This is a genomic window from Clostridium carboxidivorans P7 (assembly GCF_001038625.1).
GTDB classification, from domain to species: Bacteria; Bacillota; Clostridia; order Clostridiales; family Clostridiaceae; genus Clostridium_AM; species Clostridium_AM carboxidivorans.
Window position 1 is genome coordinate 2875763 of record NZ_CP011803.1, and the last position, 17763, is coordinate 2893525.

The window sequence follows — 17763 nt, forward strand, 5'->3', positions numbered from 1 at the left end:
AATATCATTTTTTTTCATGGAACCTACAATATTTTATAGAATGCTTTTTACTTAAAAAACAAAAAATTTCTATGCAATAAAAAAAGAAGCATTATGCCATCATAGCAATACATGCTTCTCTAACTTTTCTCCAAAAATACATTATATTTAATTATTTAATACTCTAACAGATTCCCTCTCGAATATTGATGTACTTAAAGTAATTTCAACTTTCTCTTTCCACTGTGTAATAACATCTACAGCCATTTGTCCCATTTCATAATGAGGAATGGTTAATGTTGTAAGAGGAGGATTTGTGTACTTTGCATCCTTTATATCACCTATACTGATTACAGAAATATCCTTGGGAATGCTTAATCCATGTTCCCTAACAGCACTCATAGCTCCAATTGCAATATTATCATTTGCACAACAAATTGCTGTTAATTCTTTACCCTTGGACATCAATGATTTACAAGCATCATATCCCCCTTTTTGAGAAAACTCACTACTGGTAATATACTTCTTATTGTACTCAATGCCAGCAGCGTCAATTGCTGCTTTAAATCCCTTTAATCTCTCCATGGATGCAAATATTTTTTGCGGACCACCGATAAAACCGATTTTTGTATGTCCTCGTTGAATTAAGTATTCAGTAACTTTCCTGCCAGCATCAAAATCATTTATCATCACATAGGGAATTTGAATTCCTTGAGGAGCCAAGGATACAATTTTTAAGCCATATTTTTCATATCTCACAACTTGATTCTCAAGCTTTTCTTTATAATCCAGCTGATCAAATCCTCCACCTGCCAGTATTATACCTTTTACCCTATGCTGCCAAAGATGATAATGGTACCTCAATTCATCTTCAGGATTACGTCCTGTATTACAGACAAAAGACAAATAACCAAGTTCACTAGCTCTATTAGTTACTCCATTCGCTATTTCTCCAAAATAAGAATCTGAAACATCTCTTACAATTAGACCTATAATATCGCTAAACTTTCTCTTTAAACCCTGAGCAGCTTTATTAGGGGTATATTGTAATTCATCAATTACTTTCAATACTTTTTCACGTGTACTTGCCGCTACTGGATAATTAACATTATTTATTATACGCGACACAGTAGTAACTGAAACTCCTGCTTGTTTTGCTACATCTACAATCGAAACATTTTTCATATGTATACTCTCCTAAAAAACAAAATTAAGGTCAAGTGATTCTTAGACTCAGGTGGAGTTTTCCTGTGAGGAATGCCTCTCTACATCTGAGTCTTAGAAGAACTTATCCAGGCGCGTAGCAGTGCTTATCCCCAACTTGAGGTATTAGCAATGGTATCGATCGGATAAAACGTTTTCTTCAATTTACATCATTCTTTAATTACATATAGTTAAAAATATTATAATATATACTTACATCTAGAAATCATCAAAAGCCACAGTCTTATGGAGATTAATATACATATACATTATAAAAAATTTGTATTTAAATTTTCTCATTCATGCATATTATATATAATTTTTAACATATTAACAATATAAAAAAGTAATAAGTATGATAAAAAAAGCTTTTATTTTAAAAAAGTGAAGATTTATTTCATTTTTTTACATTTAATTATAACATTTTTCAGTTATATTGCAACAAGTGTATTTCTATCCATAAACTTTTTAGAAAATATTATCTGTATTTTTTTTACATATACCTGGTGCAAATGCTATTTTTTAATGTACTTAAATTTAAATATTATAATGATTAAAAAATTAATTTTTCATATAAGCATCTAAATACAGCCTTATAGTTACACAGCTGATATTATTGATTTTATCCATGTTTTTTTAGTTTTGTCATACTTTCATTTAGCTTATAATTAGACTACTCAAAATAATATACATGTTTAGAAACAAAATAATTTTTAAAAAATTTAAAAAATTATTGACTTTATAGAAAACGTTTTATATAATAAAATCACAGAAAACGTTCCCTATCAAATTATGACATGATTTATTTATAAGATTGCCATATTTTAATAGCATTCATTTGTGAACACTACAAGAAAATGTTTCTATTAAAGGAATTTTAACATCAAAAGGTATTTGAAGAGGAATTGTTTAAAAAATTTATTTACAAATGGAGGAATTTAATAATGAAAAGAGAATGGGGCGGAATATATCCAGCAATAATGGTACCACTAAATGATGATTATTCAATCAACGAGAAGGAGTTCAATAACTATATAGATTGGCTACTTCAATATGCTGACAAAGGAATAGCAGGATTAGTTACAAATGGACATACTGGAGAAATAACAGGATTTTCAAATGAAGAAAGAGCACATGTTACAAAGTTAGCAGCTGACAGAGTTAAAGGTAAAGTTAAGATCATTTCAGGGGTTTGTGCAGAAGGAACTTTTGATGCTATAAACCAAGCTAAAGCAGCAGAAGCAGCAGGAGCTGATGGAATTTTACTTATGCCACCACACTTATGGTTAAGATTTGGTATTAAGCCAGAAGGAGCTCTTAAATTTGTAAAAGATGTTGCAGAAGCTATAAATATAAAGATATTTATACATCTTTATCCTTCAAATACAAAATCATTTTATCCAATAGATTTATTATTAGAAATGTGTAAAATCCCTAATGTTGTAGCAGTTAAGATGGGAACTAGAGACATGCCTCTATATGAAAGAGATGTACGTATATTAAGAGAAAAAACACCTGAAACAACATTACTTACTTGCCACGATGAAAATGTTTTATCAACAATGATTCAAGGACTTGATGGAGCTTTAATAGGTTTCTCAGGATGCGTACCAGAATTAATAACTGCTTTATTTAAAGCTGTTCAAAACGAAGATTTAGTAGAAGCTAAAAAGGTTAATGAAAAATTATTTGCAGCAGCACAAGGTATCTACGGAATAGGAGAACCTACTGGAGAAGCTCATGCAAGAATGAAAGAATTCTTAGTACAACGTAAAGTATTCACATCACCATTAATGAGACCACCTCTAATGCCTTTAGATCAACATGAAATAGACGTTGTTACTAAAGCATTAGCTGATTCAGGTGTTGAAAAAGTTAATTTAGTTTAATATATCTTGGCAATATATGCGTTTCTTAACATTAAGAAACGCATATTAAATAATACGATAAGTAAACGTTTTACCAAACTTTGTGTTCTAGACACAGCGAAAGGAAGGATTGTTAATATGAATGAAAATGCAAATTTAAACTCTTCAACAAACCGTGCCTCAGAACTCCTTACACGTCTAGCGAGTATTCCTTTTTCACGATGGCATATCAAACCGCGTGTTATTATAGGTACTGCTACATTTTTTGATGGTTTTGATTCACTATCCCTTGCATATGCTATGCCAGTTTTAATTGGATTATGGCATTTATCTGCTGGTCAAATTGGAATGCTAATTGCAGCAGGATACTTAGGTCAGGCAGTAGGTGCACTTATTTTTGGTGTCATAGCCGAACGCTTTGGCCGTGTAAATAGTGTAAAAGGCTCTATCTTTCTAATGTCTGTAATAGGAATTGCATGTATGTTTGCTGGCAATTATAATATATTGTTTACATTACGATTCCTGCAAGGCGTTGGATTGGGCGGTGAAGTTCCTGTTGCTGCTACCTATATAAATGAATTGTCAGCAGCACATGGGCGTGGAAAATTCTTCATGCTATATGAGATGATATTCCCTATTAGTTTGATGCTAACTGCACAAATTGCAGCTTTTATTGTACCACATTATGGTTGGAAATGGATATTCTTGATAGGTGGTGCAGCAGGTTTAATTATTCTACCTCTTTTCTTTACACTTAAAGAATCACCACGTTGGTTAATTTCTAAAGGTAGATACGATGAAGCTGAACGTGTTATTAAAGAAATGGAAGCAAGTACAGATGTGCGTGTACCTGTTAGTATGGATGTAAACAAACCAGTAGTTAAAGCAAAATGGACTGAACTATTTTCACCATTTTACCGCTGGAGAACATTAGTGGTATGGGGATTATGGTTTTCAGCATACTTTATATCTAATGGTTTAAACAACTGGCTTCCTAGCTTGTACAAAACTGTTTACAAACTTCCACTTTCAGAATCTTTACATGCAGCATCCCTTACAAATATTGTTCAAGTAGTTATAGTATTAACATGTGCATTGCTAATTGATAAGATTGGACGTAGAAGATGGGCAACTGTAGCTTTCCTTGTTGCTGGTTGTTTACTTGCAACACTATTCTTAAATGGAGCAGGATCTGCAAAAAGTGTTATGTATTTAGGATCATTATCTTATGGTGTTATAGGTTCAATTACTGTTTTACTATACCTTTATACTCCAGAAATATATCCTACAAGAATGAGAGCTCTTGGAACAGCATTTGCTACAACATGGCTTCGTCTTGCTTCCGCAATAGGACCTATGATAATTGGAATCGTATTAGATGCTAAAGGAATTTCATATGTATTTCTTGGTTTTGCAGTTATTTGTATTATAGGTTCAATAATAGCTACACGAATGGTTGAAACAACCGGAAAATCCTTGGAGGAAATTGCACCTTAAACAAAAGTTAATTCACCCTTCCCTAATATAAAGGAAATTGGGATGCTGCCTAAATGCAGCATCCCAATTTGTTTTTGCCAAAGTATTTTATAACTTAAATTTATTGATTTGTGCTTCAAGTTCTATTGATAATTGTTTTAAAGAATTTGCATTGGTTAAGAATTCATCCATTGTTGCTGTAATCTCTTCCCCAGATGCTGAAACTTCTTCTGTGCTTGCAGCAATTTCTTCTGAAACTGCAGATATGTTTTGCATTTTAGCTACTATTTCATCTTTATTATTAATAGTTTCTTCTGCCTTTTCCTTCACCAATTGAATTTGCGAAGTTAATTTGTTTATTGAAGTTAATATTTCTCCAAATATAGTTCTTGTTTCAGAAACAGCACTATTCTGTTCTTTTACACTGTTCTTTGTCTCCTCCATTGCTTTAACTGCTGTTTGTGCTTTTCCTCTAATACTACCAACTAATGCTTGAATCTGTTCAGTTGCAGAAGTAGATTCTTCAGCAAGTTTACGAATTTCATCTGCCACTACAGAAAATCCTTTACCAGCCTCACCTGCTCTTGCTGCCTCTATTGCAGCATTTAATGCTAACAAGTTAGTTTGTGATGATATTTGATTAATAGTATCAGTAATAACACTAATTTCATTAGATGATTTATGTACATCTAATACAATATCATTAACATCCATTGTAGATTTATCAGTATTGACAGATTTTTCAGTAAGAATTTTAACTACTTCTAATCCTTTTTTACTTAACCTATTGGTATTTTCTGATTCATTAGACATTTTATTTGTAAGTTCAGAAATATTATATATTTTATTGCTAACCTGTTCTAATTCTCTAACTCCTTCATCTACATTCATTGACTGATCTGAAGTTCCATCTGCAATTTGACCTATTGTTGCTGCCACTTCTTTAACAGCATCATCACTTTCCTTAGCCATTGAAGTTATTGTATCTGAATTTTCATTTAAAATATCAGCGGATTCTTTAACATTACATATCAATGTTCCTATACCTTCTACCATTTTATTAAAATCATTTCCTAATTTTCCGAACTCATCTTTGCTATTAATATCTGTCCGAATTGACAAGTCACCATAGGCTGCCTTATTAAATGCATTTTGTAATTTAAATATGTTTTTAGTGATCCTTCTGCTCACAATTAATGCTGCTATTCCCGAAAGTACAAGCATTATAAAAATAAATACAATTGAATACTTTTTTAAATAATTAAGATCATCGTTTATTTCAGAGTTAGGCATCGACGCAAATAACTTCCAATTGGTCAATTTATTTGTGTCATAAATAATAATATTATTGGCATTTTTAGAATTATCTTTTTGAAATCCTGATTCTCTGTTTTTTGCCATTTCCCATATTGACAATTTTTTTATTGTATCTGTACCTATTAACTTTTTATCAGGATGAGCTACTAGAATACCCTTTGAATCAGTTACATATATATAACCTTTCTGTCCAATTTTTATACTTGATAGTTTATTGGATAACTTATCAAGATTTATAGTTACTCCTATAACTCCAATTACCTGATTATTATTTTCAACAGTCATGGAAATTGTCACCAGATTTTTCTTGGTCAATAAACCAACATATGGATCAGAGTAAAATACCTTTCCCCTTTTAGCCATGGCACCTATATACCAAGGTCTGGTTGTTGGGTCTAGTGTATTACTACTTTCAGGATATACATATACTGTTTTATCTGGCAATCCAAATATAACACTTTCAATGCATTCATTACTAGCTTTTACATCCTTAAAAATAGAATTTAATATTAATACATTCTCCGGATGTGTTTTTATTTCTTTTATATATGAATTATTATCCATAAATATCAAGGGTGTAGACATTCCTTCAAAAAAGTTTTCTATGCCTCTATTAACTTCTTGAATTGTTTGGCTAGTTGAAACTTCAAACCTATTTCTCACAATACTGTCAGTTTTAATATTAGAGAAAATGCCTAAAGATATTATTGGCGCAATACCGATAACTATCATAATAAGCATTAACTTGTTTTTTATACTTGAAAATGTATTTTTAGTTTTCACAAATTTATCCCCCTCATTCTTTAACTTTTATAAAAATCAGCCTATATCTTGTATATGTCAATTGAAGATATAGGCTGATTTTATTTTTTATCTTATAATAAATAATCTATTTTAATACATTTATGATATCACCAATTTTTTCAATAGAAACAATAATTTCATCTCCAGACTTCAACCACTCTTGTTTATCTTCTGGATAGGTTAAAATAGCTCCGCTAGGTGTTCCAGTAAAGATTATATCTCCAGGCTTTAATGTCATATAATTAGATATGTAGCTTACCATTTCTGCACAATCAAAAATCATATCTCTAGTATTGCCATATTGCCTAAGTTCTCCATTTACTTTACATTGTATTTCTAAATTTGAAGCATCTATTTCATCAGCTGTTACCAAACAAGGTCCAATAGGTGCAAAATTATCACAAGTTTTTCCTATTAACCATTGATGAGTTTTGCGTTGAAGGTCTCTAGCAGCCAAATCATTTCCAGCAGTATATCCAAACACACAGGAAAGTGCATCTTCTTTGGAAATGTTTTTAGCTTCTTTTCCAATAACAATAACTAATTCTGCTTCATAGTCGAATTTTTCACCACACTTTGGTAGAGAAATAATTTGATTATGTGCAGCAAGTGCATTGTTAAATTTACTAAATATCACTGGCAAAGCTTTATCATCTGCATCAGATTTTTGTGAATGAGTTATGTAATTTGAAGCAATACAAAGAATTTTTTCTGGTTTTATCACAGGTGGAGCATAAATAATTTCATCTTCAGGAATTGTTTCTACTCCTTTTTTCATCAATTCATTTAATTGGAGTAAAGCTTTTTCTCCTTCATCAATAACTTCCTCTATAGTGTTATATACTTTAAGAGAATAATCTTCAGCAGCTTTTACTGCATCTATAATACCGTTCTCCGTCTCAATACCTAACCTAATTTTTTCTCCAACTTTAAAATTAACTAACTTCATAGTAATCTCTCATCTCCTTTACTTTAATCTCATAATCTATAATAAAGAAAATACACACATTATCATACACACTTTAAAATATGTATGATAATATGTATATTTTCTTTATGTAAGGGTTAATCATAGCTTTATTTAAGGAGCAATCTCCTCAAGTACTTTTTCACGTGTTTCAATCATTCTCGTAGCTATTACTGAACCTATAATACAAATAATTGCAAAACCAACAAATACATATGAAATTCCTTTAGCATCTAAAACAATTCCAATTATCATAGGCCCTATTGCAGAAGCAAGACGTAACCACGTTGTAGCAAATGCTGTTCCAATAGCTCTCATCCTTGTAGGATATATTTCTGGAGTATATAAATAAAGCAGAACAGTAATTGATCCTATAACACCATAAGCTGATGATCCTAAGTACATAACACTTCTTGCAGATTTTGCTCCAGTAAGGAAAAGTACTAGAAGTAAACAACCAGCTATAAGGAAAGCTACTGTTGCCCATCTCTTACGTCCAATCTTATCAATAAGAAATGCACATGCTAATACCATAACTACTTGTATAACATTTGTAAGCGACGCTGCATGTAAAGATTCTGATAGCGGAAGCTTATAAACAGTTTTGTATAAGCTAGGAAGCCAGTTGTTTAAACCATTAGATATGAAGTATGCTGAAAACCACAATCCCCATACAACTAACGTTCTCCAGCGATAAAATGGAGAGAATAATTCTTTCCAGTCAGCTTTTTTAGCTGGCTTGTTTATATTCGTCATATTTACAGGTAAACGCTTATCTGTACTTGCTTCCATTTCTTCAATGACACGTTCAGCTTCATCAAATTTTCCTTTACCAATCAACCAACGTGGTGATTCTCTAAGCATAAAGAAAAGTGGCAGCATAACTAAACCTATTGCACCGCCCAGTAAAAACATCCATTTCCAACCCAAGCTTGGTACAACTACAGCTCCAATCTGTGCAGTTATCATTAAACTGATAGGAAATATCATTTCATACACCATAAAGAACTTTCCACGACCTTGAGCTCGTGATAATTCATTTATATATGTAGCAGCAATAGGAACTTCTCCTCCTAGTCCAACGCCTTGTAAAAATCTTAGTGCAAATAATATATTATAATTGCCAGCAAACATACATGCAATTCCAACCACAGACATTAAAAATATGGAACCTTTTATACTAAATATACGACCAAAGCGTTCTGCTACAACACCAAAAATTAGTGCACCTACTGCTTGTCCTAAATATCCTGCTGCAATTAACATTCCAATTTGACCAGCCTTTAAATGCCATAATCCAATTAAAACTGGCATAGCATATGCAAGCGTTAATGAATCAAAACCATCAAAAAAAGTAGCAGTACCTACAATAACACGAGGCTTAACATGCCATCTTGAAAAAGGAATACTTTCCATACGTGCAAGAAGCTGTGAAGCACGATTTGGCGAAGAATTAGAATCTGAAACTACTGAACTTTCACTCATATTAACTACTTCCTTTCACTGTGCTCAAAGCACAAAATAGTGATATCGTTTACTCTCAACGTTATTTAATGTGCGTTTCTTAATATTAAGAAACGCACATTTTATATCACACTAAACTAAATTAACTTTTTCAACACCTGAATCAGTTAATGCTTTAGTAACTACATCTATTTCATGTTGATCTAAAGGCATTAGAGGTGGTCTCATCAATGGTGATGTAAATACTTTACGTTGTACTAAGAATTCTTTCATTCTTGCATGAGCTTCTCCTGTAGGTTCTCCTATTCCATAGATACCTTGTGCTGCTGCAAATAATTTTTCATTAACCTTTTTAGCTTCTTTTAAATCTTCATTTTGAACAGCTTTAAATAAAGCAGTTATTAATTCTGGTACGCAGCCTGAGAAGCCTATTAATGCTCCATCAAGTCCTTGAATCATTGTTGATAAAACATTTTCATCATGACAAGTAAGTAATGTTGTTTCAGGTGTTTTTTCTCTTAATATACGAACATCTCTTTCATATAGAGGCATGTCTCTAGTTCCCATCTTAACTGCTACAACATTAGGGATCTTACACATTTCTAATAATAAATCTATTGGATAAAATGATTTTGTATTTGAAGGATAAAGATGTATAAATATTTTTATATTTATAGCTTCTGCAACATCTTTTACAAATTTAAGAGCTCCTTCTGGCTTAATACCAAATCTTAACCATAAGTGTGGTGGCATAAGTAAAATTCCATCTGCTCCTGCTGCTTCTGCTGCTTTAGCTTGATTTATTGCATCAAAAGTTCCTTCTGCACAAACTCCTGAAATGATCTTAACTTTACCTTTAACTCTGTCAGCTGCTAATTTTGTAACATGTGCTCTTTCTTCATTTGAAAATCCTGTTATTTCTCCAGTATGTCCATTTGTAAATAATTTTTTAAACAAACCCTTCTCAAAACTTTTGACGCTGCATTTTTACAAAAATGTTTTATTACATCAACTGCATTCCAACATTTTTAAAACAGTGCATCTTTATCAAAATTATGTCATATTTTGATAGGGAACGTTTTCTATGTCTTTATTATATAAAACGTTTTCTGTAATGTCAACAAGTTTTTTGAAAATTTTCGAAAATTATATTCATCAAATAAAAATATCATTTTACATTTTAAGTATTTGTGTTAATATCTATAACTTAATTTCAAACCAACCATGAACCTTTTAAAGCTTCAAAAACGTTGAAAATCAACCATACAGCAACTATTTAACTCTAAATATTTATCTAAAAAATTATTTTTCTAGTAATCTAATAATTGTAAAAATCTTTATAACGTCTAAATTCATCAACACTAAATAAGTAGCATTTATATCCAGTTAGCTTAAAAATATTACAGATAACGTTTTCTGATATTTTCTGCGAATCATAAATATTATGCATTGTCACAGAAAATAGTGTTATAATATGGATACAGAAAATAGTAATATTTTTGTCATTCACATTTTAAAAGAATAGATGTTTTGTTACTGCACTCTATATCTTTGCCACATTGTTAATATGCTAAAAATTGTATATAATATAAAAGTATGAATTTCTTTTTAATATAAATTAAAGAAACCATTTTATTTTTTAGGAGAGTATATATATGAAAAATATTTCTATTATTGATGTTGCAAAACAGGCAGGAGTTTCAGTTACTACTGTCTCACGTATAATAAATAATGTTGATTATCCAGTAGCTGCAAAGACACGAGAAAAAGTATTAAAAGTAATTGATGAATTACAATATACCCCTAATAAAGCTGCTCAAGGATTAAAGAAAAAATTCAGTGACATTATAGGTTTAATTGTAAGGGATATTTCTGATTCTTATTTTGGAGAAATGGCTAATGGCGTAACTAATAGAGCCAGTGAACTTGGTTATTTGTCTTTTGTATGCAATACAGGTCGTAATCCTGAAGATGAATTGAGATACCACGAGCATCTTTGGCAGCACAGGGTAAAAGGCATAATACTTGCTGGTGGAGGACTTGATCAAGTAGATTACAAAAAAAAGCTTGAAAATCAACTTTTAAGACATGAAAAGTATGGCTTGAAAATCGTATCTTTAGCTCCTCAGGGAATTGAGATCCCATATGTAATGATAAATGATTTCGATGCTGGTAAGAAAGTTACAGATTACTTAATTCAACGAGGGCACAAAAAAATAGCTTTTATGGGAGGTCCATCAAAAGTATTTACTTCCATAGAAAGACTAAAAGGATTTAAAGCAGCAATTGATGCTGCTGGTATTGAATACAATAAGAATTATATTACTAGTAGTGATTTCTCACAAAAGGGAGGATATGAAGCCTTTAGTTCATTAATTTCTAAAGTTAGTGACCTAACTGCAATTTGTTGTGCAAATGATAATATTGCCATTGGAGCTATGAGCGCTATTAGAGAACATGGACTTAGCATTCCAAAAGATATTTCTATAATTAGTATAGGTGATATAAAAGAGGCAAGATATACAACTCCTCCTCTTACCACGCTAACCATTCCTCATTATGAAATGGGGCAAATGGCTGTGGATGTTATTACTCAATGGAAAGAAAAAGTTGAAATTACTTTAAATACATCAATTTTCGAAAGATCTTCAGTAAGAGTATTGGATAATTAATCACAAAGTATTTTTATATTTTATTAAACATAAAAAATAAATATGAAGAATATTAAAATGTACCCTACAGAATAGACATTTAAATCTATCTTGCAAGGTACATTTTATTTTACAAGCGCAGTCCATAAATAGGATATTGGCATTACAAGTATAAGAGCAGGTAACATATTTGCAATTGGAAAAGCTTTTATACCACTTATACGAAAGCCTGTTGCTAACATAATCATGCCGCCACAAGCACTAAAATCTGCCACCATTGCAGGTGTGGTCATGGGCAATATAATTGATGCACTAAAAAATAAGCATATTAGTACAACAAATTGTGGAACACATATGGTCAAAACTATATAACCAAGGGCTGCTGCAAAAATTCCTGCTGTAAAAAGATCAAGGAACGCCTTTGTTATTAGTATAGAATGATCACCTGTCATTCCCTCTTTTAATGCACCAAATATTCCCGTACCACTGGCGCAAAACAAAATTACTATACCAACAAACTTTTCCATAAATTCTTTTTGATTATCTACAGTTCCTTTATTAGAAAATATTTTTTCAATTGGTCTACGTATACGATGAACACACCATTCAATTCCACTTTCAAATTTAGTAAACTCACCTATAGCACTGCCAAGAATTAATGATAAGACAACTGCAGGCATTGCATTCATCTTTAATATTAAACTTACTCCCATAGCCATAGATGCCACACCAGAGGTCAAAGGTAAACTTGCACGTGCTCTTTCCGGAATTTTATCTCCTAAAAGCGCTCCAATTAGACCTCCTAAAAATACTGCTAAACTATTAATTATAACTCCAATAGGCATACTAATAATCTTCCTTTCGTTTATTGAAGCTTATGATCATAAACACTCAAATTCTATATTAAATATTCTCTAACCAAACCAAGTTTACAAGCTGTATCTACTACTGCCTTTGAAACAGCTTCACAAACACCTTTATCAAATACACTAGGAACTATATTATCTTCAGTTAATTCGCTGTCTTTTATTAAGTCTGCAATTCCTTTTGCAGCTGCAATCTTCATTTCATCACATATTTCTTTTGCTCTAACCTTTAATACACCATTAAATAAACCTGGAAAAACTAATACATTATTAATTTGATTTGGGAAATCTGATCTTCCTGTAGCTATAACTCTAGCTCCACCTGCCTTTGCCAGATCTGGCATTATCTCTGGAGTAGGATTAGCCAATGCAAAAATTATATTATCTTTATTCATTGTTTCAACCATTTCTTTAGTTAATACATTGCCATCTGAAACGCCTATAAATACATCCTTTGCCTTAATTACATCTGCTAAGGTTCCTTTTTCAAAATTTCTATTGGTTATTTTTGCCATCTCACTTTGTGCATCATTTAAAGCACTATCACCTTCAACAAGCGCTCCATTTATATCACATAAAACTATATTTTTAACTCCAGCTGACATCAAAAGTTTAGCTGTAGCAATACCAGATGCCCCTGCACCATTTATAACAACCTTTACTTCTTCTATATCTTTCTTAACTAATTTTAAAGCGTTATATAAACCTGCCAGCACTGCAATTGCAGTTCCATGCTGATCATCATGATACACTGGTATATCCAGCAATTCTTTCAATTTATTTTCAATATAAAAACATTCTGGTGCTTTAATATCTTCTAAATGTATTCCGCCAAATCCTGGAGCAATATTCTTTATAGTGTTCACTATATCATCTGGATCCATAGAGTCTAAGCTTATAGGAATAGCGTCAACATCCCCAAACCTTTTTAACAATAATGCTTTACCTTCTACTACTGGAAGTCCTGCTTCCGGTCCAATATTGCCCAAGCCAAGAACTGCTGTTCCATTTGTAATTACAGCAACGGTTTTTCCTTTCATTGTATATTGATATGCATTATTTTTATTTTTAGCTATTTCCAAACAAGGCTCAGCTACTCCAGGAGTGTATGCCACTGCTAAATCTGTGCTATTGGCCACAGGCATAGTACCCACAATTTCTATTTTTCCTCTTTTTTCTCTATGTAATTTTAAAGACTTTTCTTTTACATTCATAGTTATTGTCCTCCCTTTTCATCCATTTCAGCATACTATACGTTTTATTTGCAGAAATATTTGATGAATTAAAAAATTTGTACTTACAAATTATATATTAATAATCTAAAAATACACACATCATCATACACATATCGGACGGATGTGTATGATGATATGTGTACTCATCTTACTTATATGAAATATTAAATTAATATTCATTTAAGGCGCAATGTCCTCCAATGCTTTTCCACTTGTTTCAATCATTCTTGTAGCTACTACTGAACCTATAACACAAATAACTGCAAAACCAACAAATACATATGAAATTCCTTTAGCATCCAATACAATTCCAATTATCATAGGTCCTATTGCTGAAGCAAGACGTAACCATGTTGTGGCAAATGCTGTTCCAATAGCTCTCATCCTTGTAGGATATATTTCTGGAGTATAAAGGTATAGCAAAACAGTAATTGATCCTATAACACCATAAGCTGATGATCCTAAATACATAACACTTCTTGCAGATTTTGCTCCAGTAAGGAAAAGTACTAAAAGTAAACAACCAGCTACAATGAAAGCAAAAGTTGCCCATCTCTTACGTCCAACTTTATCAATAAGAAATGCACAGGCTAATACCATAACTACTTGAAGAACATTTGTAACTGATGCTGCATATAAAGATTCTTTAAGCGGAAGTTTATAAACAGTTTTGTATAAACTAGGTAGCCAGTTATTTAAGCCATTAGATATGAAGTATGCTGAAAACCATAATACCCATACAATCAATGTTCTAAAGCGGTAAAATGGAGAAAATATTTCTTTCCAGTTAGCTTTTACAGTTGGCTTTTTTGCATCCATATTTACAGGTAAACGCTTATCTGTACTTGCTTCCAGTTCTTCAATGATACGTTCAGCTTCATCGAATTTTCCTTTAGAAATTAACCAACGTGGTGATTCTCTAAGCATAAAGAAAAGTGGTAATAGAATTAATCCTACTACACCGCCCAATAAAAATAGCCATTTCCAACCAAGACTTGGTACAATCACAGCTCCAAGTTGTGCAGTTAGCATCAAACTAACAGGAAATATTATCTCAAATATCATAAAAAATTTTCCACGCCCATGAGCTGCTGATAATTCATTTATATATGTGGCAGCAACAGGGACTTCACCACCAAGTCCAATTCCCTGTAGGAATCGTAATATAAATAATGCAGTATAATTGCCAGCAAACATACATGCAATTCCCATTACAGACATCATAAACATAGAAGCTTTTATACCAAATACACGACCAAAACGTTCTGCTATAACACCAAAAATTATTGCACCTACTGCTTGGCCTAAATATCCTGCTGCAATTAGCATACCCGATTGAGCAGTATTTAAATGCCATAAACTAATTAATACTGGCAGTGCATATGCAAGTGATAAAGCACCATATCCATCAAAAAAAGAAGCAGTACCTACAATAACACGGGATTTGATGTGCCATCGTGAAAAAGGTACACTTTCCATACGTGCAAGAAGCTCTGAATAACGATCTATTGAAGAATTGTAATCTGAAGCTAACGCACTTGAACTTTGACTCATACTAATCTGTCCTTTCTTTTTTATCATGCTAAAAGCACAATATAGTGACATCGTTTACCTATTATATTAATTTAATATGCGTTTCTTAATACTAAGAAACGCATATATTGTCAAATTAAACTAAATTAACTTTTTCAACACCTGAATCAGCTAATGCTTTAGTAACAACATCTATTTCATGTTGGTTTAAAGGCATTAGAGGTGGTCTCATTAATGGTGATGTGAATACTTTACGTTGTACTAAGAATTCTTTCATTCTTGCATGAGCTTCTCCTGTAGGTTCTCCTATTCCGTAGATACCTTGAGCTGCTGCAAATAATTTTTCATTAACCTTTTTAGCTTCTTTTAAGTCTTCGTTTTGAACAGCTTTAAATAAAGCAGTTATTAATTCTGGTACGCATCCTGAGAAACCTATTAAAGCTCCATCAAGTCCTTGAATCATTGTTGATAAAACATTTTCATCATGGCAAGTAAGTAATGTTGTTTCAGGTGTTTTTTCTCTTAATATACGAACGTCTCTTTCATATAGAGGCATGTCTCTAGTTCCCATCTTAACCGCTACAACATTAGGGATTTTGCACATTTCTAATAATAAATCTATTGGATAAAATGATTTTGTATTTGAAGGATAAAGATGTATAAATATTTTTATATTTATAGCTTCTGCAACATCTTTTACAAATTTAAGAGCTCCTTCTGGTTTAATACCAAATCTTAACCATAAGTGTGGTGGCATAAGTAAAATTCCATCTGCTCCTGCTGCTTCTGCTGCTTTAGCTTGATTTATAGCATCAAAAGTTCCTTCTGCACAAACTCCTGAAATAATCTTAACTTTGCCTTTAACTCTGTCAGCTGCTAATTTTGTAACATGTGCTCTTTCTTCATTTGAAAATCCTGTTATTTCTCCAGTATGTCCATTTGTAACTAATCCTGCTATTCCTTTGTCAGCATATTGAAGTAACCAATCTATATAATTGTTGAACTCCTTCTCATTGATTGAATAATCATCATTTAGTGGTACCATTATTGCTGGATATATTCCGCCCCATTCTCTTTTCATTATTAAATTCCTCCATTTGTAAATAATTTTTTTCAAACAAACCCTTTTCAAAATTTTTGACATTACATTTTTTACAAAAACATTTTATTATGTTACCTTTATTCCAATATTTTTAATGTAAAACAATTTTATCAAAATTATGTCATATTTTGATAGGGAACGTTTTCTATGTATTTATTATATAAAACGATTTCCATAATGTCAACAAGTTTTTGAAATTTTTTAAGAATTATATTCATTAAAGTAAGAATATTATGTGATACCTTAAATTTTTATAACTCTACATGCATTTCTCTACCTCATTAAACAAATTACAAATTTATTAAATTTCTAGGCATTATAAGAGTTTTCAGCTGCGGAAGTAATATAAAAATTCATATGATTACCTAAAAAATCAGAACCTTTATAATATTCTAATCCTTTTATTGGCTATTATAATATTTAAATTGTTTGTGCTAAAATCGTCAGCTTTGTGTAATTTTTTAACAGGAAACGTTATCCTAAAGTTTTCTATAGATATTCAATATTGTGTGTTGTAAAATAGCAGATAGTGTTGCAATATGTACTGATACACAACTTTTATACTCAATAGAAAATTATTTTCAAATCATAATTGCCTTTTACAGGGTTAAATTGATATAAAACACTTGTATTTTTATCGACATGTGTTTATTATAGAATGTATGTAGTATAATTTTAATCATTAATCCATTTAAGATAAAAATATTCTTTCTGGAGGTTTAATTATGGAAGAAAAGAAGCTCGATAGGCGTATAAGAAAAACAAAAAGAACCTTACTTCAAGCCTTAACAAAACTCATGTCTAAAAAGAAAATTAATAATATTACAGTAAAAGAGCTTACTGATTTAGCTGATGTTAATAGATCAACTTTTTATCTTTATTACAAGGACATATTTGATATGGTAGATAAAATAGAAAGTGAACTCATCAACGATTTCAGCGAAACTTATGACAAATTTTCAAAAGAAGCTTCTACCTATGATGATTTATTCCATTTTTTTATCTATCTATTTGAGTTTGTACAAAATAATGGTGAAATGTTTGAAATATTCCTTTGCCAAAGTGGCGAATATACTTTTATAGAAAAACTTAAAGATGCTATAAAACACTGTAAAATTCCTCTAGATGATACATCATCAGAAGTAGAAGCTAAGTATTGTATGCCTTTTGCTATATCAGGCTGTATTGGGGTAGTACAACAATGGCTAAGTGATGGCATGAAAACTTCTCCTAAAGATATGGCTGGCATTCTTGTTAAGATGCTTTAAATTTTAAAAGAAAAATTTATTGTAAATACA

The 17763-nt window shown here is 31.4% G+C and carries 13 protein-coding genes; 4 read left to right on the forward strand and 9 right to left on the reverse strand.

The window, feature by feature from the left end; translation table 11 throughout:
• Positions 1-147 precede the first annotated feature (147 nt).
• Entirely contained in the window at positions 148-1164 is a 1017-nt protein-coding gene (locus Ccar_RS12605) for a LacI family DNA-binding transcriptional regulator (protein ID WP_007060686.1), read from the reverse strand.
• A gap of 962 nt (positions 1165-2126) precedes the next feature.
• On the opposite strand from Ccar_RS12605, the gene Ccar_RS12610 reads away from it, so the two are divergent.
• Together Ccar_RS12610 and Ccar_RS12615 are read left to right on the forward strand one after the other, a co-directional pair.
• The gene (locus tag Ccar_RS12610; protein WP_007060685.1) at positions 2127-3071 is read left to right on the forward strand and encodes a dihydrodipicolinate synthase family protein; all 945 of its coding nucleotides are present in this window, start codon (positions 2127-2129) and stop codon (positions 3069-3071) included.
• A gap of 117 nt (positions 3072-3188) precedes the next feature.
• Positions 3189-4547 carry an MFS transporter gene (locus Ccar_RS12615; protein WP_007060684.1) on the forward strand — a complete coding sequence of 453 codons (1359 nt, stop codon included), beginning with the start codon at positions 3189-3191 and terminating at the stop codon, positions 4545-4547.
• Between the two features lie 87 nt (positions 4548-4634).
• Here the strand turns inward: Ccar_RS12615 and Ccar_RS12620 are convergent, their stop codons facing one another.
• The 4 genes from Ccar_RS12620 to Ccar_RS12635 form a co-directional block, all read right to left on the reverse strand.
• Positions 4635-6626 (reverse strand): methyl-accepting chemotaxis protein, encoded by a 1992-nt coding sequence (locus tag Ccar_RS12620; RefSeq protein ID WP_007060683.1) that lies wholly within the window; start codon positions 6624-6626, stop codon positions 4635-4637.
• 106 nt (positions 6627-6732) lie between these two features.
• Positions 6733-7596: a fumarylacetoacetate hydrolase family protein gene (locus tag Ccar_RS12625; RefSeq protein WP_007060682.1), complete on the reverse strand. Its 864-nt coding sequence runs from the start codon at positions 7594-7596 to the stop codon at positions 6733-6735.
• Positions 7597-7728: 132 nt separating this feature from the next.
• On the reverse strand, positions 7729-9099 hold the full coding sequence (locus tag Ccar_RS12630) for an MFS transporter (protein WP_007060681.1): 1371 nt from the start codon (positions 9097-9099) through the stop codon (positions 7729-7731).
• A gap of 111 nt (positions 9100-9210) precedes the next feature.
• Positions 9211-10035, reverse strand: coding sequence for a dihydrodipicolinate synthase family protein (locus Ccar_RS12635; RefSeq protein ID WP_082141595.1), 825 nt, complete (start codon positions 10033-10035; stop codon positions 9211-9213).
• A 698-nt stretch (positions 10036-10733) separates the two neighbouring features.
• On the opposite strand from Ccar_RS12635, the gene Ccar_RS12640 reads away from it, so the two are divergent.
• On the forward strand, positions 10734-11750 hold the full coding sequence (locus Ccar_RS12640; protein WP_007064125.1) for a LacI family DNA-binding transcriptional regulator: 1017 nt from the start codon (positions 10734-10736) through the stop codon (positions 11748-11750).
• Positions 11751-11854: 104 nt separating this feature from the next.
• Here the strand turns inward: Ccar_RS12640 and Ccar_RS12645 are convergent, their stop codons facing one another.
• From Ccar_RS12645 to Ccar_RS12660, 4 genes are all read right to left on the reverse strand, one after another.
• Positions 11855-12574, reverse strand: coding sequence for a DUF554 domain-containing protein (locus tag Ccar_RS12645; protein ID WP_007064124.1), 720 nt, complete (start codon positions 12572-12574; stop codon positions 11855-11857).
• A gap of 53 nt (positions 12575-12627) precedes the next feature.
• Positions 12628-13809: an NAD(P)-dependent malic enzyme gene (locus tag Ccar_RS12650; protein ID WP_007064123.1), complete on the reverse strand. Its 1182-nt coding sequence runs from the start codon at positions 13807-13809 to the stop codon at positions 12628-12630.
• A gap of 201 nt (positions 13810-14010) precedes the next feature.
• Complete coding sequence (locus tag Ccar_RS12655) at positions 14011-15411, reverse strand: MFS transporter (RefSeq protein WP_242655141.1); 1401 nt, start codon at positions 15409-15411, stop codon at positions 14011-14013.
• A gap of 88 nt (positions 15412-15499) precedes the next feature.
• On the reverse strand, positions 15500-16444 hold the full coding sequence (locus Ccar_RS12660) for a dihydrodipicolinate synthase family protein (RefSeq protein ID WP_082141596.1): 945 nt from the start codon (positions 16442-16444) through the stop codon (positions 15500-15502).
• A 746-nt stretch (positions 16445-17190) separates the two neighbouring features.
• Between Ccar_RS12660 and Ccar_RS12665 the strand changes: the two genes are divergently transcribed.
• A complete protein-coding gene (locus Ccar_RS12665; protein ID WP_007062368.1) occupies positions 17191-17733 on the forward strand; it encodes a TetR/AcrR family transcriptional regulator in 543 nt (180 codons plus the stop codon).
• The last annotated feature ends 30 nt before the right edge of the window (positions 17734-17763 follow it).

Bases quoted from the DNA above. Each gene is read 5' to 3' on its own strand.
- Ccar_RS12605 (WP_007060686.1), bottom strand. From the start codon at position 1,164: ATGAAAAATGTTTCGATTGTAGATGTAGCAAAACAAGCAGGAGTTTCA.
- Ccar_RS12610 (WP_007060685.1), top strand. From the start codon at position 2,127: ATGAAAAGAGAATGGGGCGGAATATATCCAGCAATAATGGTACCACTA.
- Ccar_RS12615 (WP_007060684.1), top strand. From the start codon at position 3,189: ATGAATGAAAATGCAAATTTAAACTCTTCAACAAACCGTGCCTCAGAA.
- Ccar_RS12625 (WP_007060682.1), bottom strand. From the start codon at position 7,596: ATGAAGTTAGTTAATTTTAAAGTTGGAGAAAAAATTAGGTTAGGTATT.
- Ccar_RS12630 (WP_007060681.1), bottom strand. From the start codon at position 9,099: ATGAGTGAAAGTTCAGTAGTTTCAGATTCTAATTCTTCGCCAAATCGT.
- Ccar_RS12640 (WP_007064125.1), top strand. From the start codon at position 10,734: ATGAAAAATATTTCTATTATTGATGTTGCAAAACAGGCAGGAGTTTCA.
- Ccar_RS12645 (WP_007064124.1), bottom strand. From the start codon at position 12,574: ATGCCTATTGGAGTTATAATTAATAGTTTAGCAGTATTTTTAGGAGGT.
- Ccar_RS12650 (WP_007064123.1), bottom strand. From the start codon at position 13,809: ATGAATGTAAAAGAAAAGTCTTTAAAATTACATAGAGAAAAAAGAGGA.
- Ccar_RS12655 (WP_242655141.1), bottom strand. From the start codon at position 15,411: ATGATAAAAAAGAAAGGACAGATTAGTATGAGTCAAAGTTCAAGTGCG.
- Ccar_RS12660 (WP_082141596.1), bottom strand. From the start codon at position 16,444: ATGAAAAGAGAATGGGGCGGAATATATCCAGCAATAATGGTACCACTA.
- Ccar_RS12665 (WP_007062368.1), top strand. From the start codon at position 17,191: ATGGAAGAAAAGAAGCTCGATAGGCGTATAAGAAAAACAAAAAGAACC.